Source organism: Caulobacter sp. SRI_014 (genome assembly GCF_057586315.1).
Genome location: NZ_JBYCZQ010000002.1, coordinates 215,457 through 235,718 on the forward strand (window position 1 = coordinate 215,457; position 20,262 = coordinate 235,718).

A 20,262-nucleotide genomic window follows, 5' to 3' on the forward strand; every position below is an offset into this window, starting at 1 on the left:
GCCATGGGCGAGAGCGCGCATCTCGACCGCTTCGTCCTCGACAACCTGCCTCCCGAGGATCAGCGCCCCGTCCTGCTGCTGGACGGCCTGGACTACCCGCCAAGGCTCAACGCCGCCGCCGAACTGCTGCGCCGGGCCCGAAGCGCCGCCGGTCCGGACAGCCCGGCCCTGCTGTGGAAGGCCGGCCGGATCACCTGGGCCGAGCTCGACGCGGCCTCCGACCGCATGGCGCGGGTGCTGACCGAGGACCTCGGCGTCATTCCCGGCAACCGGGTGCTGCTGCACGGGCCCAATGTCGCCTGGGTGCTGACCGCCTGGTTCGCCATCCTCAAGGCCGGCGGGGTGGTGGTGGCCACCATGCCGATGTTGCGGCCGGGCGAGCTGGCGACGGTCATCGAGAAGGCCCAGGTCAGCGTCGGGCTGATCGACGCCTCCCTGGTCGAAGCCGCCGCGCCGGTGCTGGCCGCCGTCATGGACAGCGAGGTCCTGCAGGCCGCCGCCTCGGGCAAACCCGCCGGCTTCACCCCCGTCGACACCGCCGCCGAGGATCCGGCCCTGATCGCCTTCACCAGTGGCACGACCGGCAAGCCCAAGGGCTGTGTCCACCTGCACCGCGACATCCTCAGCCTGGCCGACACCTTTGCCCGCCACATCCTGCGGCTGACTCCGGCCGACGTCGCGGTCGGCACCCCGCCCATCGCCTTTACCTTCGGGCTCGGTGGGTTGGTGGTCTTTCCGGCCGCCGCCGGCGCCGCGACGGCCCTGTGCGACCGGCCGGGCTTCGAGGCCCTGGCCGAGACCATTGCCGCGCACCGGGCCAGCGTCCTGTTCACCGCTCCGACGGGCTATCGCCACCTGCTCAAGCTGGCCGCAGACCACGACCTCAGCTCTCTGAAGACCTGCGTTTCGGCCGGCGAGCCCCTGCCCGCCGCCACTTCGGACGCCTGGCATGAAGCGACGGGCCTGCGGATCATCGACGGCATCGGCTCGACCGAGATGTTCCACGTCTTCATCTCGGCCCGCGGCGAAGACATCCGCCCCGGCGCTACCGGCAAGGCTGTTCCAGGCTTCGAGGCCCGCATCCAGGACGAGGCCGGAAGACCCCTGCCGGCCGGCGAGACCGGCCGTCTGGCCGTGCGGGGTCCGACAGGCTGCCGCTATCTGGCCGATGAAAGACAGCGAAGCTACGTCCGCGACGGCTGGAATCTGACCGGCGACATCTACCGGCTGGATGAGGACGGCTACTTCTGGTTCGTCGCCCGGGCCGACGACATGATCATCTCCTCCGGCTACAACATCGGCGCCCCGGAGGTGGAAAACGCCCTCCTGCGCCACCCGGCCGTGGCCGAGGCGGCGGTGATCGGGGCGCCAGATCCCGAGCGCGGCCAGATCTGCAAGGCCTTCGTGGTGTTGAACCCCGGCTTCGCGGCGAGCGACGAATTGCGGTGCGAACTGCAGGCCCATGTGAAGGGCGTCATCGCGCCCTACAAATACCCGCGCGCCCTCGAATTCCTGGACACCCTGCCCAAGACCCAGACCGGCAAGCTGCAACGCTTCCGGCTCAAGGAGGCGTCATGAACACCGTCCTGCTTCCCGAGGGCTGGCCCCGGCCGAAGGGCTATTCGAACGGCATCGCGGCCGAGGGCCGGATGGTCTTCGTCGCCGGCCAGATCGGCTGGGACACCGCCGGTGTCTTTCCCGAAGGTTTCGCCGCCCAGTTCCGCCAGGTGCTGCTCAACACCCTGGCCGTCCTGGCCGAGGCCAAGGCAGGCCCCGAGCATATCGTGCGGATGACCTGGTACGTCGTCGACAGGCGCGAGTACCTGGCCAACCTGCGCGAGATCGGCGCCCTCTGGCGCGAGCTGATCGGCCCCCACTATCCGGCCATGGCCGTGGTCGAGGTCAAAGGGCTGGTCGAGGACGCCGCCCGCCTCGAGATCGAGACGACGGCGGTGCTTCAGGGCGCCGCCCTCTAGGCGCAGACCTCCCGCACGCAGGCCCTCAGCCAGCGATGGGCTGGATCGGCGTCCAGGCGGGGATGCCAGAGCATCGAGACCGTGAAAGGCACGAGCTCGCCCGGGATCGGGAAGCTGACCATGCCCTCGCGTAGCGCGGCGGTATGGCGTTCAGGCACGGTGGCGACGAGATTCGAGGCCCGTGCCAGCGCCAGGGCGGTCGCGAAACCACTCGCCGAACAGGCGACCTGCCGCGTCAGGCCATTGGGAAGGAAGGGCCGGTCGACGGCGTCCTCGTCGAAGCCGCTGCGCGAGACGATGACGTGACGGGCGGCGACATAGGCGTCAAGGTCAATCGCCTGACCGGCCAGCGGATGCGCCGGGCGAACCACGCCGACCAGCCGATCCCGGAACAGGGCCTGGCTGCGGAGCTCTGGGCCCAGCGTCGCCTCGAGGACGCCGGTCTCCAGATCGACCCGACCCTCGCGCAACGGCGTGCTGTCCTTGTCGGGCTTCTGCAGCAGGTTGAGCCGCACGCCGGGGGCCTCGGCGCCGACGCGGGCCAGCAGGCGGGGCCCGAAGTTTTCGATGAAGCCGTCGCTGGTCCGCAGGGTGAAGGTCCGCGCCAGGGTCGACAGATCCTGGTGTTCGACAGGGCGCAGGACAGCCCGGGCGTCCTCCACCAGCTGATGCGCCTGGGCCTGCAGCGCCGCTGCCCTGGGCGTCGGCACAAGGCCGCGGCCGGCCCTGACCAGCAGCGGGTCGCCGGTCGCTTCGCGCAGGCGGGTCAAGGCGCGACTGGTCGCCGAGGGACTAAGGCGTAAGCGGCGAGAGGCCCGCGCCACGCTGCCTTCCTCGAGCAGCACGTCGAGGGCGATCAACAGGTTGAGGTCGGGCAGGGACATCGGCGCGCTCCCGGAACGGACAGGACTATATAGGGCGTTAGGCGCATGAATAGAGTGCGACTGCTGCGCGTTCCGCCTGTCCTAGTTCGCCCTTACCCTTCGGACCGAGGTTTGAAGGAGACCCGCGATGACCACTCCCGATCTGTTTGCCACCCGTGTCCGCGCGGCCTGGGGACCGCTGACCAGCGACCTGGTCGGCGAATGTCGCCGCCTGCTGCAGACCCTGGCACACGCCCCGCGCTCGGAGGCCTGGCTGGCCGGTTTGCTGGACCGACGGCCGGCGCGCGAGGCGCTCCATCGCGACGACGACCACGGCTTCGTCCTGCTGGCCCATGCGGAACAGGCTGGTCTCTACCGTCCGCCGCACGACCACGGTCGGGCCTGGGTGATCTATGCCGTGCTGGAGGGCGAGGTCGAGATGCGCACCTTCGCCCGCATCGAAGGGATCGGCGGGGTGCGTCTGGTGCAGCGGGACAGCGCCGTCCTGCGGCCCGGTCAGGCCCAGGCCTACCTGCCCGGAGATATCCACGACACGCGATGCCTGAGCGACACCGCCCTGCTGCTGCGCTTCACGGAACGGGATCTCAAGCTCGAAGACGTCACCCGCTACCCGGCCCCGACCGGCGGCTGGACGAGCGACCAGTGAGCGTGGCGGGCGTCTCCGCGCCGGAACAGGGGCTCACCGGTTATCGGCGGGCGGCGGCGGTGTTCGCCGTGCTGTCGGCGATGGCCATGGCCGTGCTGGACGCCGGCATCGCCAACCTGGCCCTGCCGGTGATCGGCGAGGCGTTCGGGGCGACGCCGGCCCGGGCCATCCTCGTCGTCACCGCCTATCAGGCCGGCCTGGTCATGGCCCTGCTGCCGGCCGGGGCGCTCGGCGAGCGATACGGCTATCGGCGCGTGTTCAGCGCCGGAGTCGGCCTGTTCGCCCTGGCCTCGGCCGTCTGCGCCCTGGCGCCGTCACTGCCCTGGCTGGTGGCGGCGCGGCTGGCCCAGGGGCTCGGCGGCGCGGCGATCATGGCCCTTGGCGTCGCCCTGTTGCGGGCCACAGTGGGTTCAGGACGTTTGGGCGCGGCCATCGGCTGGAACGCCCTGACGGTGGCCCTGGCCTCGGCCGCCGCGCCCAGCCTGGGGGCGATCATCCTGTCGGCCGGCGGCTGGCCGGCGCTGTTCGGGGCCTGTCTGCCGCTGGCCGCCGTCGCCCTGGTCGCAACCCGGGCGCTGCCCGTTGGTCGGCGCAAGTCGGCCCGACCCGACTTCCTCGGCATGGCCCTCAACGCCCTGGCCTTCGGTCTGCTCATCGCCTCGGCGGAGTTTGTCCCCGGATCGCCTGATCTGGCGGGCGTGCTGTTCGCGCTTGGGGCCGGCGCCCTGGCGGCGCTGGTTCGGCGCGACCTGGGGCGGCCCGAGCCGCTCATTCCGCTGGACCTGTTGCGCGGGCCCGCCTTCCGGCTGTCGGTCATCGCTTCGGTCTGTTGCTTCGCCGGGCAGACCGCCGGCCTGGTGGCCCTGCCGTTCCTGCTGCAGCACGGCCTCATCCAGACGCCGCTGGCCGCCGGACTCTACATCACCGCCTGGCCGCTGAGCGTGGCGGTCACGGCCGTGATCGCCGGTCGTCTGGCCGACCGCTTTCCAACGCCATGGCTGTGCGCCATCGGCGGCGGCTGCCTGAGCCTCGGCCTGGCCGGCGCGGCGGTCTGGCCGCTCGAGGGTCAGCCGGCCAGGCTCATCCCGTTCATCGTTCTCGCCGGTGTCGGCTTTGGCCTGTTCCAGACGCCGAACAACCGCATCCTGTTCCTCGCGGCCCCGGCCGGGCGCAGCGGCGCGGCCGGGGGGATGCAGGGCTCGGCCCGGGTGACGGGCCAGACGCTGGGCGCCCTTCTGATGACCCTGCTTTTCAGCCTGACCGCCGCCCGGACCGCGCCTGGAACAGGGCTCGGGCTGGCGGCGGGGCTGACCCTGGTCGCGGGCCTGGTCAGCCTGCTCAGGCGCTCCTAGGCCGCCTGACGGCCACCGGCGAGGAAGTCCATCTTGCCGAGCGGGGCGCCTTCCTTGCGCAGCAGGCCGTAGGCCGTGACCGCATGGAAGTAGAAGTTCGGCAGGGAGAAGTTGAACAGGAAGTCGCGGCCGGTGAAGGTCATGGCCCCGTTCGGGAACTTCAGCTCGATGGTGGCGGCCTCGCGGCCGTTGACCTGCTCGGGCTTGATCGACTGGACGAAGGCGATGGTCCTGGCCAGCCGCTCGCGCAGTTCGTCGATGGTGGTCTCGGTGTCGGGCATCGAGGGCGGGTCGATGTTGGCCAGGCGGGCGGCGCCGCCCTTGGCCGCGTCGCTGACCATCTGGATCTGGCGCGTCAGGGGGTGCATGTCGGGGGCGAGGCGGGAGTCCAGCCAGCTGGCGATGTTGGGACCGGCGTGGCTGCTCGACTTGTCGAGGATGGCGACGAGGTTGCGCAAGCCGTTGAGGTAGACGGGGATCGAGACGTCGTAGAGCGACAGGGACATTTTCTGGGTTCCTCCCAACTGAGAGGGCTGAGATGGGGCGCCCCGGCCCCCGCGCCAAGGCCTATCCGAGCAGTTGCCGGGCGATCAGGTTGCGCTGGGTCTCGCTGGTGCCCGAATAGATGCTTGCGGCGCGCAGGCAGAGATACCGCGCCATGGCCCGGGCGCCGACGTCGAGCTCCTCCCCGTTGATGCCGATGGCGGCCAGCGCGGCCCCGGCCTGGGGACCAGCCGCCTCCATGGCCAGTTCGCAGACTCGCTGGTGCAGCTCACTGCCGATCAGCTTGAGCATCGAGGGCGTGGTCGCCGCGCCGATCTCGGCCCGGCCGCTGGGCAGGGCCGCCAGTTCCAGCTGGGCGAAGGCGTCCAGCTCGATGCTTAGACTGGTCAACCGACGACGGAGGGACGGTTCGATGGCCTCGCCGCCGGCGATGATGGCGTCGGTGGCCCGGCGCAGACTGCGGGCGACCAGGGCCGAAGGGGTATTGTTGGAGCGGGCCAGGGTCATCAGCCGCTTGGCGACCGTCCAGCCGTCGTTCTCGGGGCCGACGCGGTTTTCCTCCGGTACGAACACGCTGTCGAAGAAGACCTCGTTGAACTCCCGCTCACCGGTCAGGTCGATGATCGGCCGCACGGTCAGGCCGGGGCTGTCCATGTCCAGCAGCAGGAAGGTCAGGCCCTGCTGGCGACGCTCGAAGTCGCCGGTGCGGACGATGGCGAACATGCGGTTGGAATGGTGAGCCCCGGTGGTCCAGATCTTCGAGCCGGTCACCCGGTAGCCGCCGGGAACCGGGACGGCGCGGGTCGAGATGGCGGCCAGGTCCGAACCTGCGCCGGGCTCGGAGAAGCCCTGGGCCCAGAGGTCCTCGCCGCGCAGGATCGGCCCGATGTAGCGGGCCTGCTGGTCGGCTGTCCCCATCTCGATCAGGAGCGGGCCCAGGCTGCGGATGCCGCCGGCGAACAGCACGGGCGCGTCGTTGGCCACCAGTTCGCGGTCGAACAGGAACCGCTGGCGCGGGGTCCAGCCGGCCCCGCCCCAGCCCTCGGGCCAGGCCGGGGCCGCCCAGCCTCTGGCATACAGCCGGCTGTGCCAGAGGCGGCAGGCGGCGATGTCCGAATGGACCCCCAGGGTGTTGCGCCCGGCCTCGCGCAGGTCGGGGGTCAGGGCCTCGTCCAGGAACGCCCGGACTTCGGCAATGAAGGCCGCGTCGCGGTCGGGGCTGGCGCCGTCGTCGGCAGAGGGGAAAGGCTCGTTGAGGGTCCGGGCGATGCGGTTGGCGAGGGGCGCCATGGTTGCGGTCCTGGGGGAGGTCTTCGGTCTGATCCGATCCGTACCTTTGGCAAACCATGCCTCTCCGGCCGTTGCCCGGGATTGATCTGGATCAAGCCCGCGCGGTTGAGCCGCCGCCGCCCACGTCCTAAGACGGGGTGTGCTAGCCCCGTCCGACATCCTGATCCTGCGCGACCGGCTGAAGGCCTGGCTGTTCGCGGACGCCCTGCCGCTGTGGTGGAACCTGGGGACCGACCACGCCCAGGGCGGGTTTTTCGAGAAGCTGACCCTCGGCGACGAGCCGGTCGAGGCGCCCCGGCGCGCGCGGGTGGCGGCGCGGCAGACCTACGTCTTCGCCCAGGCCGGACGGATGGGCTGGGACGGGCCCTGGCGCGAAGCGGTGGGCCATGGCCTGGCCGTTCTGAACGGGCCGCTGACCCGGCCCGACGGGTTGTTGCGCTATTCGGTGGAGGCGGCCGGGGGGCCGGTCGATGACAGCGCCCAGCCCTATGAGCAGGCGTTCGGCCTGCTGGCCCTGTCGGCGGCGCGGCAGGCGCTGGGGCCGGGCCATGGGCTGGAGTCGCGGGCCCAGGCGATGCGGGCGGCGCTGAACCAGGCGCTGGGACGGCCCGACGGCGGGGTGCACGACGACGCCAGCCGCACGGCGCCCCTGCGGGCCAATCCGCTGATGCACCTGTTCGAGGCGGCCCTGGCCTGGCGGGAGGCCGGCGATGACGGCGGCTGGGCGGACCTTTCCAACCGCATCGCCCGGCTGGCGCGGGAGCATCTGATCCAGCCGAGCGGAGCCTTGCCGGAGCTGTTCGATCTGGACTGGGCCGTCCTGCCCGAAGCGCAGGTCGAGCCGGGACATCAGTTCGAATGGGGGTTCCTGCTGCTGCGCCATGCGGGCCTGGCCGACAACGCCGCATCGCGGCAGGCGGCCCGGGGCCTGATCGCCCTGGCTGAGCGGACCGGCGTCGACGCCAGGGGCATCGCCATCATGGCGCTGGACCAGACATTCCAACCGGTCGACCGCACGGCGCGGGTCTGGCCGCAGACCGAGCGGACCCGGGCCGGCGCTCTGCTGGCCGGGATCGATCCCGCCGGCTGGGCGATCGCCGAACGCGGGGCCAAGGGCCTGCTGCGCTACCTCGACACCCCGCGTCCGGGACTGTGGTTCGAGACGATGGAGGCCGACGGGTCGTTCCGCGACGAGGCCTCGCCGGCCTCGAGCCTCTATCACATCGTCGGGGCCATCCAGGCGCTGGATGAAGCTTGTCTGAAAGCGTCATCATGATCGCTCGTTTGCGCCCCGCTCCCCCGGTCCCTAAGTCCCACGGCGAAGGGGCCCCCGAGGTGTTCGCATCCCGGTCTTCAACAGGATACGTTTGCCAGTGGCCCTCCTTGCGCCTGTTCTTGAGCGCGTCCCCTCGCCAGAGCCGTTCATGACGCTTACCCCCGCCCGCCTGACCCACCTGCAGCGCCTGGAGGCCGAGAGCATCCACATCATGCGCGAGGTCGTGTCCGAGACCGAGCGGCCGGTGATGCTGTACTCGATCGGCAAGGACAGCGCGGTGATGCTGCACCTGGCGGCCAAGGCGTTTTACCCCTCCAAGCCGCCGTTCCCGCTGCTGCATGTCGACACCACCTGGAAGTTCCAGGCCATGTACGAGATGCGCGAACGCATGGCCAAGGAGCTGGGCTTCGAGCTGCTGGTCCACAAGAACCCGGAGGCCGAAGCCGCCGGCATCAACCCCTTCGACCACGGCAGCGCCACCCACACCGACCTGTGGAAGACCGAGGGCCTCAAGCAGGCCCTCGACAAGTACGGCTTTGACGCGGCCTTCGGCGGCGCGCGCCGCGACGAGGAGAAGAGCCGGGCCAAGGAACGGGTGTTTTCCTTCCGCTCGGCCGGCCACCGCTGGGACCCCAAGAACCAGCGGCCGGAATTGTGGAAGCTCTACAACGCCCGCAAACAGCCGGGCGAGAGCATCCGGGTGTTCCCGATCTCCAACTGGACCGAGCTGGACATCTGGCAATACATCCACCTGGAGAACATCCCCATCGTGCCCCTCTACTATTCGGCCGTGCGGCCGGTGGTGGAACGCGACGGCACGCTGATCATGGTCGACGACGACCGCATGCCGCTGCGCCCGGGCGAGGTCCCGGACATGAAGTCGGTGCGGTTCCGGACCCTCGGCTGCTACCCGCTGACCGGCGCCGTCGAGAGCACGGCGACGACCCTGCCGCAGATCATCCAGGAGATGCTGCTGACCACCACCAGCGAGCGCCAGGGCCGGATGATCGACCACGACCAGGCCGCCTCGATGGAGAAGAAGAAGCAGGAGGGCTACTTCTGATGGCCCACGTTTCCGACCTCATCGAAACCGATATCGACGCCTATCTCGAGGCGCATCACCACAAGAGCCTGCTGCGGTTCATCACCTGCGGCAGTGTCGACGACGGCAAGTCGACCCTGATCGGGCGGCTGCTCTACGACTCGAAGATGATCTTCGAGGACCAGCTGGCGGCGCTCGAAGCGGACTCCAGGAAGGTCGGCACCCAGGGGGGAAAGATCGACTTCGCCCTGCTGGTCGACGGGCTGGCGGCGGAGCGGGAGCAGGGAATCACCATCGATGTCGCCTACCGCTTCTTCTCGACCGAGAGCCGCAAGTTCATCGTCGCCGACACCCCCGGCCACGAGCAGTACACCCGCAACATGGTCACCGGCGCCTCGACCGCCGACGCCGCGGTGATCCTGATCGACGCCCGCCGAGGGGTGCTGACCCAGACGCGGCGGCACAGCTATCTGGTCTCCCTTCTCGGCATCAAGAACATCGTCCTGGCCATCAACAAGATGGACCTGGTCGACTGGAGCCAGGCCCGGTTCGACGAAATCCTGGCCGAGTACCGGGCTTTCGCCGCCCAGATCGGCCTGACCGGCTTCACCGCCATTCCCATGAGCGCGCTGGACGGCGACAACATCACCGAGCCCAGCGCCAAGGCCCCCTGGTACGACGGCCCGCCGCTGATGCGCTGGCTGGAACAGGCGCCGGTCGAGGCCGACCTGCAGGGGCGATCCTTCCGCATGCCGGTGCAGTGGGTGAACCGGCCCAACCTCGATTTCCGCGGCTTCTCTGGCCAGGTGGCGGCCGGGACCGTCAAGCCGGGGGACCGCATCCGCGTCCTGCCGTCCGGGCGTGAAAGCCGCGTCGCACGCATCGTCGTGCTGCCGGGCGATCTGGACCAGGCGGTGGCCGGCCAGTCGGTGACCCTGACCCTGGAAGACGAGATCGACATCTCCAGAGGCGACGTCATCGCCGCCGCCGATGATCCCGTGGCCGTCGCCGACCAGTTCGAAGCCACCCTGGTGTGGATGGACGACGAGGCCATGCTGCCCGGCCGTCCCTACCTCCTGAAAATCGGGGCCCAGACCATCCAGGCGACGATCACCGAGCCCAAGTACCGGGTGAACGTGAACACCCTGGAGCACACCGCGGCCAAGAAGCTGGACCTCAACGAGATCGGGGTCTGCAACCTGTCGCTGGCCAAGCCGATCCCCTTCACCCCCTATGCCGAGAACCGCGACCTAGGCGGCTTCATCCTCATCGACCGGATCAGCAACCGGACGGTGGGCGCCGGCATGCTGCACTTCGCCCTGCGCCGGTCGGACAACATCCACTGGCAGGCCACCGACGTCGACAAGACGGCGCGGGCCGCCCAGAAGGGCCAGAAGGGCCGGGTGGTCTGGTTCACCGGCCTGTCGGGGGCCGGCAAATCGACCATCGCCAACCTGGTCGAGAAGCGGCTGCACGCCGCCGGGCGCCATACCTATCTGCTCGACGGCGACAACGTCCGCCACGGGCTGAACCGCGATCTCGGCTTCACCGAGGAGGACCGGGTCGAGAACATCCGCCGGGTCGCCGAGGTGGCCAAGCTGATGGTCGACGCCGGGCTGATCGTGCTGACGGCCTTCATCTCTCCTTTCCGCGCCGAGCGGCGCCTGGCCCGCGAGCTGATGGGCGAGGGCGAGTTCGTCGAGGTGTTCGTCTCCACCCCGTTGGCCGAGGCCGAGAAGCGGGACGTGAAGGGGCTCTACGCCAAGGCGCGGGCCGGGCAGTTGAAGAACTTCACGGGGGTCGACAGCCCCTATGAGGAACCGGAACACGCCGAGATCACCGTCGACACGACCGGCCTCACGCCCGTCGAGGCGGCGGAGGTGATTGTCGCCTGGCTGGATCAGGCTGAATAGGTCGAAGCGGCCATTCTAGCAGATGGTCTGGAAATTTCATCCAGTGATTTCAACGCTCTAGGACCAACCGGCTGTCGGCCGAAGACCGTCCGGGGGGCGGCGTTTCCGGTCGCTTCGACCACCCGGTAACCACCCCGTTCCGACAGGGCGGCGGCGATGGCGGCGCGGGGCCCGTGCGGGTCGGCGGCGGGCTTTTGAATCTCGGGTATGTCAGGCCAGAAGGTCGGCCAGGGTCGGTTCTCGGCCGGGGGCGATGGCGGTCCAGGCCGATTGGAAGAGGCGGACGCGGTCGGCGGCCAGGGCCTCGGCGGCGTCCTTCAACCCGGCGGCGGTGTCAGCCTTGAGCGGGAGTTGGGCCAGGGCGCTGGCCGGGTCGAGCGCGGATCCGCCGTAGAGGATGGGCAGGACACCGAGGCGCAGGGCGTCGAGGGCGACGGTCGAGGGGGTGGAGACGACAACGGCAAAATCGGCGACCCGGCCAAGGTCCGCGGCCCGGGTGATAGCCGCGGCGCTGGCGAGGTCTGCGGCGGAGGGCCAGCGTTCGAAGCCGAGGGCCGCGGCGCGGGTTTCGATGCCGTCGCGGACGTCGAGACCCAGGCTGCCGAGGATGGGGTGCGGTTTCCAGACCTTGCGGGCGTCGCCGGCGGCGGCGGCGACCGCCTCGAGCAGAGCGATCTCGCCGGCGACGCCGTGGCGGCGGTAGTCGGCGTTCATCGGATGGACGAGGTTGGAGAGGACCAGCCAGCCGTCGCCGCCGGTGGCGGGGGTCGGGGCGTCGGCGGGGAGGCTGGCCGTGCGGCCATAACCGCCGAGCGCCTCGTGCCAGCGGGCGTCGGAGCCGCACTGGAAGAGGCCGAGATCGGAGCCCGCGACGAAGTTGAGGCCCAGGCTGACGCCATGCACCCAATGGACGGTGCGGGCCCCGCGCGCCTGCAGGGCCCGTTCGAGCAGATGGCTGTCGGCGACGCCGGTGTGGCCGAAGACGACGGTGCGTGGGCCGGCGGGAATGTGGGCCCTGGCCCAGCGGGCGTGGGTCTCGCCGAGCATGACGCGGAAGCAGATGGCGGCGAGGTCGCGGGTCGCCGGGCGCCAGTCGGCGGCGGCGACGGCGCGAGCGCCCTGGGCGAGGCGGCGGAGGATGGCCGGCAGGGCGGCCAAGGCGCTGGGCAGATCGAAGGGGCGGACGAGGGGGCCGCGCAGGCCGGCGTCCGCCAGGGCGCGGCGGAGGGCGGCGCGGTCCAGCTGCGGGCGGCCGAGGAGCAGGATGGGCGTGTCCGGGGCCTCGGCGGCGAGGGCGGCGATCAGGTGGCGCGTCCGGTTGGCGATCTCGCCGTGCAGGGCGGCGACCACGGGGACGTCCGGCAGGGGATCGCCGGGCGGGGTGGTGAGCAGGGTGCGGCCCCAGGCGGCGAGGCCGAGCAGGGCCGCCAGCCAGAAGCCGCCGCCGGAGGGTGCGCCCTCGCCCGCCGCCTGACGCGCCTTGGCCAGTTCGAGGGCCCAGATATCGTCGGGCGAGGGGGCGGTCATGCGGCCAGTTTCGCCAGGTCGTCGAACAATGCACGGGTGGCCCTGCGGCCGTCGGCCAGGAAGTCGGCCAGAGCCGTCGCCTCTTGCGGCTCCCAGCGGGCGGCGCGGGCCAGCAGGTCCGGGCCCAGGTCAGCCGGGGCGATGCGGCGCCAGGGGGCGAGGCCGGCGTCGTCGAAGGTAGCGCCGATCTTGTGGGTGTTGGACTCGACGGCCAGCACCGGCGTGCCGGCGGCCAGGGCAAAGGTGGCCGCGTGGAAACGGCCGGTGACCAGCAGGGTCAGGGCGGCGACCTTTGCCATGTAGTCGGCCTCGTCGCGGGTCTCGGCGGCGCGCCAGGCCAGGCGGGCGGCGATGGAGCGGGCGAGGAAGGCGGGGTCGGCGAGGTCGCGCTTGGCCACCCCGTCGCGGAGATTGCGCAAGGTTCCCCTGAGGCCGGGGGCATTGAAGTGGATGGGCAGGGCGAGGCCGCCGAGGCGTTTGCGGGCCGCCTCCAGCTCAAGGGCGACGGTGCGCAGGACGCTGTCGGTGAAGCCGACGCCGGCGCGGGTCGGCGGCGGGCTGACAGCCTCGAACAGGGACAGGTCGGGGACTACCCGGGCGGTCAGGCCGGCGGCCTCGATCTGGGCGGCCGAGCGGGTCTCGCGGGCGCTGACCAGGGTGAAGTCGGCAAGGGCGCGGGCGTAGGCCGGGCCGTTGGCGTCCCAGCTGGCGTTGATCAGGGCGGCGGGGGCGCCGGCCGCTTTCGCCGCCGCGCCGACGGCCAGCAGGGCCTCGCCGGCCGGGCGGTCGTGGTGAATGGTGCCTTCGCCGTTGACGATGACCAGGGCGGCCTTGCCGATGGCCTCTCCGATGGCCGGGTCCTTGCGCCAGTCGGCGTGGGCAGGGGCGCGGGCGGAGACCTCGAGGCCGACGCGGGCCAGCTGACCCTCCAGGGTGCGCATCACCCGCCAGCAGCCGTGGTGCAGGTCGGCCCGGGTGTCGTTGATCAGGACGACCGGCCGGCGAGACGTCACAGCCCGGCGTTCCCGCCGGTCCAGAGGAGGTTCTCGTAGGGCACCCAGCTGATCTGGGCGAAGGGCGAGAAGAACAGCCAGGTGAACATCAGCACGGCGAAGCTGAGGTAGATGCCGAGAATGACCGGCACCCGGAATTGCGGCGGCACCAGGTTGGGCAGGCGAGCATAGACCCCGATCTGGATGGGCACCAGATACATGCTCATGCGGTCGGTGGCGGCGGCGGCGAAGAACACTGCGGGCGCCATCAACAGGATGGCCCCGCACATGATGGTGAACATCGGTCCGTCGTCATACCGCTCCATCCACTGCTTGCGATAGACGAAGAACAGAACGGCCGCGAGCACGTTGAGGGCGGCGCGCGGCAGCGCCCCGGAGGCCTGGATGTCGGTGCCGACATAGCTGGTCTGGTAGTAGCTGGCCGCATCCTGCAGGAACAGCGCCGCCCCGAAGAAGACCAGTCCGCCGATGATCAGCGGCCAGATGGCCAGCCGGCCGTGGATGAACCAGGCGGGCAGATACATCACCGCCATCGAGCGGTGGAAGATCACCCCCAGGGTGACGAACATCAGGTAGCGGATGACCTTGCGGTCCTGGAAGGCGTTGAAGGCCAGCATCAGGAAGCCGATGGCCGTGGCCTGGCGCGTGGCCCCCATGGAGATGGCGATGACCAGAACCGGCGTGGCGATGGCCAGGCCGCGCCAGAAGTTGGGCTGGCGGTCGAGGAACTTGAACAGGCCAAAGACGATGATCGCCGCACAGACGGCGTTGACCCCGTAGATGCCCCAGCCGAGGCGGGAACTGGCCCAGTTGAGGAAGGCGTAGCCCGGCTCGACGGCGGTCAGGACGTAGTTGAAGTCCGAGGCGTCGGCCCGCTCGAACATTTTCAGATAGTTCGACCAGTCGTGGCCGACGTGGTCGCGCAGGCCGATGATGCCGGTCAGCATGACGCCCAACAGCACCATCACCACCGTCCGCGACAGGCGGTCGAGGCGGTAGGGCGACATGCTGGCCATGACCGGCAGCAGGAACATGGTCCAGTAGAGGATCATCGCAGGAGATACGCCCCTCAACGGGCGCGGATCGGACGCGCCCCAAAATCAAACGAAACCTACCCTCCCCGTCCCCCCGACGAAAGGTGGGGACGAAAGGCAAGGTTGAACTCAGTCGGCCTCGATGCGGGCCACCAGGGCCTCGGCGTCGGGCCGGGCGGAAAGGAACCAGTCGCGGTCGCGCTTGACGCCCTCGACGGTGTCGGCGGCGACCATGCCGTCGTCGGTGAAGCGCCAGAAGCGGTAGCCGAGCGGCTTCAGGGCCGCCTCGACCGCTTCGCCATGGCCGCGCAGGACCTCGCAGATGATGTCGGGCTTGAGCCGCTTGAGGGTTTTCAGCCCGCCGCGCAGGACCTCGCCTTCGAAGCCCTCGACGTCGATCTTCATGGCCATCGGGCCCTTTTCGGCGGCGAAGCGGTGGTCGAGGGTCTCGACCGGAATGGAGATGCCGCCCTCGAAGGTCGAGCCCAGCGACAGGGACGAGGCCAGGCTGGAGAGGTTGTTGCTGCGCGGCATGGCCATGGCGCCGAGCTCGCCGCCAAGGCCGCAGAGGTGGGCCTGGACCCGGCCGATCAGGTCGTTCTCGACGATGTTGCGCTGGATCAGCAGGTGGTTGTCGGGGACGATTTCGAAGGCGTGGCTGCGCAGGGCCGGGTTCACCCGGGCGGCGGTCAGGGCGAAGAGGCCGGTGTAGCTGCCGATATCGAGGAAGACGGCGGCCTCGGCGCTGATCAGTTCCAGGGCCCGCATGGCCAGGCGGTCGCCGCGCCGGCCCGGGTGGCCGTCATGCCAGAAGAGTTCGCGGGCGATCTGGTCGATGGTTGGGTCGAGGAGGCGGACCTCCTGGTTGTCGAGGGTGCGGTAGGAGGCCGAACGGACGGCGACCGGCAGGCGGTGCTTCCAGTTTCCGCCGGTGGCGCGGGCGAGCCCGATCAGGGCCGGGTTGATCAGCGGCAGGGCCAGGGCGTCACGGACAAGGGGCTTGAGGCCGCCCCAGTTCATCCGGCGCATGTCCTTGTCGGAGATGGTCTTGCCCGCCGCTTCGGCCATGAATGTTCTCCTCAACCCCTTTCGGGGTTTCGATTCCCTAGTTAGCGCATGTCCGGGCGGCGAACCGCACACACTTCGCCTGACATGCGCTACAGCACGCCGTTGTAGCCGCGGTACCAGTCGACGAAGTTGCGCACCCCCTCCTCGACCGTCACCTTCGGCTTGTAGCCGACGACGCGGGCAAGATCGGTGACGTCGGCCTCGGTATCGGGCACATCGCCGGGCTGCAGGGGCAGCATTTCCATGATCGCCTTGCGGCCGAGGCACTCTTCCAGCACCTCGATGTAGCGCAGCAGCTCGACCTGCTGCTCCGCCCCGATGTTGAACAGCCGGTAGGGGGCGTTGCTGGTCGCCGGGTCAGGATTGAGGCTGTCCCAGGCCGGGTCCGGCGCGGCCGGCTGGTCGAGCACGCGGACCACGCCTTCGACGATGTCGTCGATGTAGGTGAAGCTGCGCTTGTGTTTGCCGTGGTTGAAGACCTGGATCGGCTCGCCGGCGAGGATCTTCTTGGTGAACAGGAACAGCGCCATGTCCGGCCGGCCCCAGGGACCGTAGACGGTGAAGAAGCGCAGGCCCGTGCAGGGGAAGCCGTAGAGGTGCGCATAGGAATGCGCCATCTGCTCGTTGGCCTTCTTGGTCGCCGCGTAGAGGGTCAGCGGGTGTTCGGCGCTGTTGTGCACCGTGAAGGGCATGTTGGTGTTGGCCCCGTAGACGCTGCTGGTCGAGGCGAAGACCAGGTGCTCGACGCCGTTGTGGCGGCAGCCCTCGAGGATGTGCAGGAAGCCGGTGACGTTCGACTGCACATAGACGTGGGGGTTGGTGGCGGCGTAGCGGACCCCGGCCTGGGCGGCCAGGTTGATGACCCGCTGGGGCTGGTGCTTGGCGAAGGCCGCTTCCATCGCCTCACGGTCGGCCAGGTCGATCTTCAGGTGGGTGTAACTTGAATGGTCGAGGGTGCGGGCCAGGCGGGCGCGCTTGAGCTCCGGGTCGTAGTAGTCGTTCATGACGTCGAGGCCGATGACCTCGTCGCCGCGCGCCAGCAGCTTCATCGAGACGGCCGAGCCGATGAAGCCGGCGCTGCCCGTGACCATGACCTTCATTGACGCTGTTCCTCTACCCTTCTGTCGGACCTTCTAGAGGCGCCCGTCGACCTTGTCGCGGGGCAGGGCGGATTTGATGTCGTAGAGCACCGCGCCCGGCCGGCCGAAGGCCCGCACCCCCTCGGCCCCGAGGTCGAGGAACTGCTGGTGGGCCACGGCCAGGATGACGGCGGCGTAGGCGCCGGTCTTCGGTTCAGCGGTCAGGGTCAGGCCGTACTCGTGCACCGCCTCGTCCGCGTCGACCCAGGGGTCGTGGATGTCGATGTCGAGGCCATAGGCCTTCAGCTCGGCGACCAGGTCGTAGACCTTGGTGTTGCGCAGGTCGGGGCAGTTTTCCTTGAAGGCCAGGCCGAGGACCAGGACCTTGCTGCCGATGGGATTGATGCCGCGCCCCAGGACCAGCTTGAGAATCTGGCTGGCGACATGGGCGGCCATGCCGTCGTTGATCCGCCGGCCGGCCAGGATGACCTCCGGATGGTGGCCGATCTCCTGGGCCTTGTGGGTCAGGTAGTAGGGGTCGACGCCGATGCAGTGGCCGCCGACCAGGCCCGGGCGGAAGGGCAGGAAGTTCCATTTGGTGCCGGCCGCCTGCAGCACCTCCAGCGTGTCGATGCCCATCTTGCCGAAGATCATGGCGATCTCGTTGATCAGGGCGATGTTCAGGTCGCGCTGGGTGTTCTCGATGACCTTGGCCGCCTCGGCCACCTTGATCGAGCTGGCCTTGTGGGTGCCGGCCGTGACGACGCTGGCGTAGAGGGCGTCGATCAGGTCGGCGGACTCGGGAGTCGAGCCGGCGGTGACCTTGGTGATGGTCTCCAGCCGATGCAGCTTGTCGCCCGGATTGATCCGCTCGGGGCTGTAGCCGCAGAAGAAGTCCTTGTTGAAGGTCAGGCCCGACTCCTTCTCCAGGATCGGGACGCAGATTTCCTCGGTACAGCCGGGATAGACGGTCGATTCATAGACCACGATGGCGCCGGGGGTCAGGTAGGCGCCGATGGTTCGGCTGGCGGCGCGGATGGCGGTCAGGTCCGGGCGGTTGGCCTGGTCGATAGGGGTCGGGACCGTGACGATGAAGATATTGCGGCCGGCTAGGTCGGCGGCGGCGGCGCTGTAGGTCAGGCGGTCGGCGGCCTTCAGGTCGTCCGGCGCCACCTCGAGGGTGTGGTCGACCCCCTGCTTCAGGTCGGCGACGCGGGGACCGGAGAGGTCGAAGCCCAGGGTGTCGAACTGTTTGCCGAACGCCACGGCCAGCGGCAGCCCGACATAGCCGAGGCCAATGACCGCGATACGCGCGTTTTCCAGGGACAGCATCGACAACTCCGAAACCTAGACTTCCGCCGCCTCGGCCTTGCCGGCGGCTCCCAAAGCGACTCTGGGCGCCAGCATCAGGCCACAGGCGAGGGCGAAGACAACCATCATCGCCGGCGTGCGCAGGGGATAGTCGACCAGGCTGTGGGCGAGCAAGAGCGCGATGACGACGCTGGCCGCCCGGGCGCCCGGACCGCCGCTGCTGTGATGACGCCGCCAGGCCCGCCAGCCGGAGCGGGCGTACCAGACCAGGAAGGCGATCATCACCGCCGCGCCCAGCAGGCCGGTCTCGACCAGCAGCTCCAGCCAGTCGTCGTGGGCGTGGTTGACGTAGGTGTTCTGCATCGAGCCGGCCGTCTCATGCATCATGTAGACGGGCACGAAGCTGCCCAGGCCAGAGCCGAACGGGGCGTAGGTCATGGCCATGCCACTGGATATCCGGGCGGCGGGGATGCGGATCTCGGTCTCCATCCCGGCCCCGACGCGGTCTAGCACCCCGCCCAGGATCACCGGCCCGCCAATGGCGACGACGACCAGCAGCAGCGCGCCGGCGGCCACCACCGCCCGGCCGCGTCCGCCGCCGGTCTGGATCAGCCCGGCGCGCCAGGCCATGGCCGCGCCGCCGATGAGGGAGAGGCCGAGCAGCAGGGCGCCAGCCCGCGACTGGGTCATGGCCACCCCGGCGGCGGCCAGCAGGATCAGGGCCAGCATCAGCACGAGGCGCACGCGCCCGGGCGGGCGGCGCGTCGCCGCCTCCAGCGCCTCGAGCATGGCGAAGGGCACGGCGCAGACGAACAGTGAGGCGAGGTGATTGCGGTTGGAGAAGAATCCGACCGCCGGCTCGGGGTTGGTCACCGCATAGAAGCGCAAGGGGCTTTCAGGACCCCCGACCACCTGCAGCCCGCCGATGACGGCGCTGACGATGACGACGCCGAGCACCAGCAGGACCTGCTGGCGGCGGCCCGGCTGGTCGAGGGTGCGAAGGCTGAGGAACATGGCGGCGGCCGGGATCAGCCACAGCAGGGCGGCAAGCGTGGCCTGGGGCCTGAGGCTGATCGGGGCCCAGCCGGGCGTCAGGCCGGCGGCGGCCAGATCGTCGACGAACCGGCCGCGCCCGGGAAGGGCGGTCCAGAGGCCGGGCGGCAGGGGAATGAGCTGGATCAGCCCGACCAGGAAGCAGGCGCCAAGGATGGCGAAGGCGAACCGCTCGGGCTGTTCGATGGGGCGGTCCCGCAGCCGCCAGATCGCCCAGCCCAGCATCGGCACGGCCAGAAGGGCGACGATATCAGGGGCGATGACGTCTTCCCGGCTGGCGCCGCCGACCAGCAGGGCCAGCAGGAGAAAGCCGGCGCAGGCAAAAGAAAAGAGCCGCGAGGTCATGGCGTTTTGAAACGGCCCCTCGCGGCTCTTGACTATCAGTTCGTAGAATTAGGCGGAGAGGCCTGCCGTCCTACGGGGAGGACGGACCTTCGTCGCCGATGATCGTGGCGGTGACGCCAACGGTGATGACGCCGAAGGTGGCCCACACCCAGAAGTCCCAGCCTTGGCCGGGCGGATCGCTCGGAGCGCCGTAGCCTTCCTGGTCGTCCGCGTAGGTGGCGCGAACGATGTTGCTGGAGCCGCCGGCGCAGGTGGCGTTGTCGCCGATGGTGGCCATGGAGCGGGCCGAGATGGCGACGCTGCAGCCCGAACCGTAGGTGACGGTGGCCGAGCCATCCATCGCCATGACGCGATCGCCGGCCTTCAGCACGGTCGAAGAGGTCACCGGCACGTAGCGGCCGTTCTGGTTCACCAGGACGGAGCCCTGGACGCCGCCGAGGCGCGCGCCTTCTGCAGCCATAGCCACCTGGCTGCTCAGCAGCAGGCCGACCGACGCGGCGACGATAACTTTCCGGATCATTGCATACCCCTCAAAGCGACCTGTCCGGTGCGACGTTGCGCCACAGGACGATCTAGCCAATACCTCAGGCCCTTGGACACGGCAACCGGTGAACGACCGAAAACCCATGTTTTTTGAAACCCGCGCGGCGAATCTGCCACTGTTCTAAGCGCACTATGGTGGAAAGCGTTCCACTTGGGAAAAAGCGCCGCCTCACCAAACTGTTATACGGCGAACGCTGTGATCTCCGTCGCCGAAAAACACCCTGGCCGCATCAATCTTTTCTTAACCGCCCGCCGCCGGTTTACGCCCATTTCGGGGCCTGTACGACGGGACACAGCTGTATCTACGCAGGACTCTCGCAGACAGATGTGACGCAGATCAAAACTTTTGCACATCCTCCAAACGGGTGGCCAGATAGCTTATTTGGACACCGCCTCGAAGGTTGTG

General features: G+C 69.6%; 18 protein-coding genes. 7 read left to right on the forward strand and 11 right to left on the reverse strand.

Annotated elements, in window-relative coordinates; all coding sequences use genetic code 11:
• The first annotated feature begins 3 nt into the window (after nt 1–3).
• Complete coding sequence (locus tag AC2YG9_RS06485) at nt 4–1,578, forward strand: AMP-binding protein (protein ID WP_487297133.1); 1,575 nt, start codon at nt 4–6, stop codon at nt 1,576–1,578.
• Nucleotides 1,575–1,976, forward strand: a complete 402-nt coding sequence (locus tag AC2YG9_RS06490) for a RidA family protein (protein WP_487297134.1) — start codon at nt 1,575–1,577, stop codon at nt 1,974–1,976. Before AC2YG9_RS06485 ends, AC2YG9_RS06490 begins: the two co-directional genes overlap by 4 nt.
• Here AC2YG9_RS06490 and AC2YG9_RS06495 read toward each other — a convergent pair.
• The gene (locus AC2YG9_RS06495; protein WP_487297135.1) at nt 1,973–2,860 is read right to left on the reverse strand and encodes a LysR family transcriptional regulator; all 888 of its coding nucleotides are present in this window, start codon (nt 2,858–2,860) and stop codon (nt 1,973–1,975) included. The two genes, AC2YG9_RS06490 and AC2YG9_RS06495, sit on opposite strands and share 4 nt — an antisense overlap.
• 127 nt (nt 2,861–2,987) lie before the next feature.
• Between AC2YG9_RS06495 and AC2YG9_RS06500 the strand changes: the two genes are divergently transcribed.
• Both AC2YG9_RS06500 and AC2YG9_RS06505 read left to right on the forward strand, forming a co-directional pair.
• Nucleotides 2,988–3,506, forward strand: coding sequence for a hypothetical protein (locus AC2YG9_RS06500; RefSeq protein WP_487297136.1), 519 nt, complete (start codon nt 2,988–2,990; stop codon nt 3,504–3,506).
• A complete protein-coding gene (locus AC2YG9_RS06505; RefSeq protein ID WP_487297137.1) occupies nt 3,503–4,858 on the forward strand; it encodes an MFS transporter in 1,356 nt (451 codons plus the stop codon). The genes AC2YG9_RS06500 and AC2YG9_RS06505 overlap by 4 nt, the downstream gene beginning before the upstream one ends.
• On the opposite strand, the gene AC2YG9_RS06510 is transcribed toward AC2YG9_RS06505, so the two are convergent.
• Both AC2YG9_RS06510 and AC2YG9_RS06515 read right to left on the reverse strand, forming a co-directional pair.
• Complete coding sequence (locus tag AC2YG9_RS06510) at nt 4,855–5,364, reverse strand: DUF1993 domain-containing protein (protein ID WP_487297138.1); 510 nt, start codon at nt 5,362–5,364, stop codon at nt 4,855–4,857. The genes AC2YG9_RS06505 and AC2YG9_RS06510 overlap by 4 nt on opposite strands.
• A 61-nt stretch (nt 5,365–5,425) precedes the next feature.
• Nucleotides 5,426–6,652 carry an acyl-CoA dehydrogenase family protein gene (locus AC2YG9_RS06515; RefSeq protein ID WP_487297139.1) on the reverse strand — a complete coding sequence of 409 codons (1,227 nt, stop codon included), beginning with the start codon at nt 6,650–6,652 and terminating at the stop codon, nt 5,426–5,428.
• A gap of 139 nt (nt 6,653–6,791) precedes the next feature.
• Between AC2YG9_RS06515 and AC2YG9_RS06520 the strand changes: the two genes are divergently transcribed.
• The 3 genes from AC2YG9_RS06520 (at nt 6,792) to cysN (ending at nt 10,883) form a co-directional block, all read left to right on the forward strand.
• Nucleotides 6,792–7,928 carry an AGE family epimerase/isomerase gene (locus AC2YG9_RS06520; protein ID WP_487297140.1) on the forward strand — a complete coding sequence of 379 codons (1,137 nt, stop codon included), beginning with the start codon at nt 6,792–6,794 and terminating at the stop codon, nt 7,926–7,928.
• Between the two features lie 148 nt (nt 7,929–8,076).
• Nucleotides 8,077–8,991: a sulfate adenylyltransferase subunit CysD gene (gene cysD / locus AC2YG9_RS06525; RefSeq protein WP_487297141.1), complete on the forward strand. Its 915-nt coding sequence runs from the start codon at nt 8,077–8,079 to the stop codon at nt 8,989–8,991.
• Entirely contained in the window at nt 8,991–10,883 is a 1,893-nt protein-coding gene (gene cysN, locus AC2YG9_RS06530; RefSeq protein WP_487297142.1) for a sulfate adenylyltransferase subunit CysN, read from the forward strand. Before cysD ends, cysN begins: the two co-directional genes overlap by 1 nt.
• Before the next feature lie 210 nt (nt 10,884–11,093).
• Here the strand turns inward: cysN and AC2YG9_RS06535 are convergent, their stop codons facing one another.
• The 8 genes from AC2YG9_RS06535 to AC2YG9_RS06570 form a co-directional block, all read right to left on the reverse strand.
• On the reverse strand, nt 11,094–12,410 hold the full coding sequence (locus AC2YG9_RS06535) for a hypothetical protein (protein WP_487297143.1): 1,317 nt from the start codon (nt 12,408–12,410) through the stop codon (nt 11,094–11,096).
• A complete protein-coding gene (locus AC2YG9_RS06540; protein WP_487297144.1) occupies nt 12,407–13,423 on the reverse strand; it encodes a polysaccharide pyruvyl transferase family protein in 1,017 nt (338 codons plus the stop codon). Before AC2YG9_RS06540 ends, AC2YG9_RS06535 begins: the two co-directional genes overlap by 4 nt.
• Complete coding sequence (locus AC2YG9_RS06545; RefSeq protein WP_487297145.1) at nt 13,420–14,475, reverse strand: EpsG family protein; 1,056 nt, start codon at nt 14,473–14,475, stop codon at nt 13,420–13,422. The genes AC2YG9_RS06540 and AC2YG9_RS06545 overlap by 4 nt, the downstream gene beginning before the upstream one ends.
• 111 nt (nt 14,476–14,586) lie before the next feature.
• Entirely contained in the window at nt 14,587–15,525 is a 939-nt protein-coding gene (locus AC2YG9_RS06550; RefSeq protein ID WP_487297146.1) for an FkbM family methyltransferase, read from the reverse strand.
• A gap of 89 nt (nt 15,526–15,614) precedes the next feature.
• A complete protein-coding gene (locus tag AC2YG9_RS06555) occupies nt 15,615–16,625 on the reverse strand; it encodes an NAD-dependent epimerase (RefSeq protein WP_487297147.1) in 1,011 nt (336 codons plus the stop codon).
• A 33-nt stretch (nt 16,626–16,658) separates the two neighbouring features.
• Nucleotides 16,659–17,936 carry a nucleotide sugar dehydrogenase gene (locus AC2YG9_RS06560; RefSeq protein WP_487297148.1) on the reverse strand — a complete coding sequence of 426 codons (1,278 nt, stop codon included), beginning with the start codon at nt 17,934–17,936 and terminating at the stop codon, nt 16,659–16,661.
• Nucleotides 17,937–17,951: 15 nt separating this feature from the next.
• A complete protein-coding gene (locus tag AC2YG9_RS06565) occupies nt 17,952–19,313 on the reverse strand; it encodes an O-antigen ligase family protein (RefSeq protein ID WP_487297149.1) in 1,362 nt (453 codons plus the stop codon).
• 70 nt (nt 19,314–19,383) lie between these two features.
• Complete coding sequence (locus tag AC2YG9_RS06570; RefSeq protein WP_487297150.1) at nt 19,384–19,833, reverse strand: hypothetical protein; 450 nt, start codon at nt 19,831–19,833, stop codon at nt 19,384–19,386.
• Nucleotides 19,834–20,262 lie beyond the last annotated feature (429 nt).

What these genes read in the sequence shown, in the direction of transcription:
- AC2YG9_RS06485 (WP_487297133.1), top strand. Translation starts at nt 4, where the DNA reads ATGGGCGAGAGCGCGCATCTCGACCGCTTCGTCCTCGACAACCTGCCT.
- AC2YG9_RS06500 (WP_487297136.1), top strand. Translation starts at nt 2,988, where the DNA reads ATGACCACTCCCGATCTGTTTGCCACCCGTGTCCGCGCGGCCTGGGGA.
- AC2YG9_RS06495 (WP_487297135.1), bottom strand. Translation starts at nt 2,860, where the DNA reads ATGTCCCTGCCCGACCTCAACCTGTTGATCGCCCTCGACGTGCTGCTC.
- cysN (WP_487297142.1), top strand. Translation starts at nt 8,991, where the DNA reads ATGGCCCACGTTTCCGACCTCATCGAAACCGATATCGACGCCTATCTC.
- AC2YG9_RS06510 (WP_487297138.1), bottom strand. Translation starts at nt 5,364, where the DNA reads ATGTCCCTGTCGCTCTACGACGTCTCGATCCCCGTCTACCTCAACGGC.
- AC2YG9_RS06515 (WP_487297139.1), bottom strand. Translation starts at nt 6,652, where the DNA reads ATGGCGCCCCTCGCCAACCGCATCGCCCGGACCCTCAACGAGCCTTTC.
- AC2YG9_RS06545 (WP_487297145.1), bottom strand. Translation starts at nt 14,475, where the DNA reads ATGATCCTCTACTGGACCATGTTCCTGCTGCCGGTCATGGCCAGCATG.
- AC2YG9_RS06555 (WP_487297147.1), bottom strand. Translation starts at nt 16,625, where the DNA reads ATGAAGGTCATGGTCACGGGCAGCGCCGGCTTCATCGGCTCGGCCGTC.
- AC2YG9_RS06490 (WP_487297134.1), top strand. Translation starts at nt 1,575, where the DNA reads ATGAACACCGTCCTGCTTCCCGAGGGCTGGCCCCGGCCGAAGGGCTAT.
- AC2YG9_RS06535 (WP_487297143.1), bottom strand. Translation starts at nt 12,410, where the DNA reads ATGACCGCCCCCTCGCCCGACGATATCTGGGCCCTCGAACTGGCCAAG.
- AC2YG9_RS06550 (WP_487297146.1), bottom strand. Translation starts at nt 15,525, where the DNA reads ATGGCCGAAGCGGCGGGCAAGACCATCTCCGACAAGGACATGCGCCGG.
- cysD (WP_487297141.1), top strand. Translation starts at nt 8,077, where the DNA reads ATGACGCTTACCCCCGCCCGCCTGACCCACCTGCAGCGCCTGGAGGCC.
- AC2YG9_RS06565 (WP_487297149.1), bottom strand. Translation starts at nt 19,313, where the DNA reads ATGACCTCGCGGCTCTTTTCTTTTGCCTGCGCCGGCTTTCTCCTGCTG.
- AC2YG9_RS06560 (WP_487297148.1), bottom strand. Translation starts at nt 17,936, where the DNA reads ATGCTGTCCCTGGAAAACGCGCGTATCGCGGTCATTGGCCTCGGCTAT.
- AC2YG9_RS06570 (WP_487297150.1), bottom strand. Translation starts at nt 19,833, where the DNA reads ATGATCCGGAAAGTTATCGTCGCCGCGTCGGTCGGCCTGCTGCTGAGC.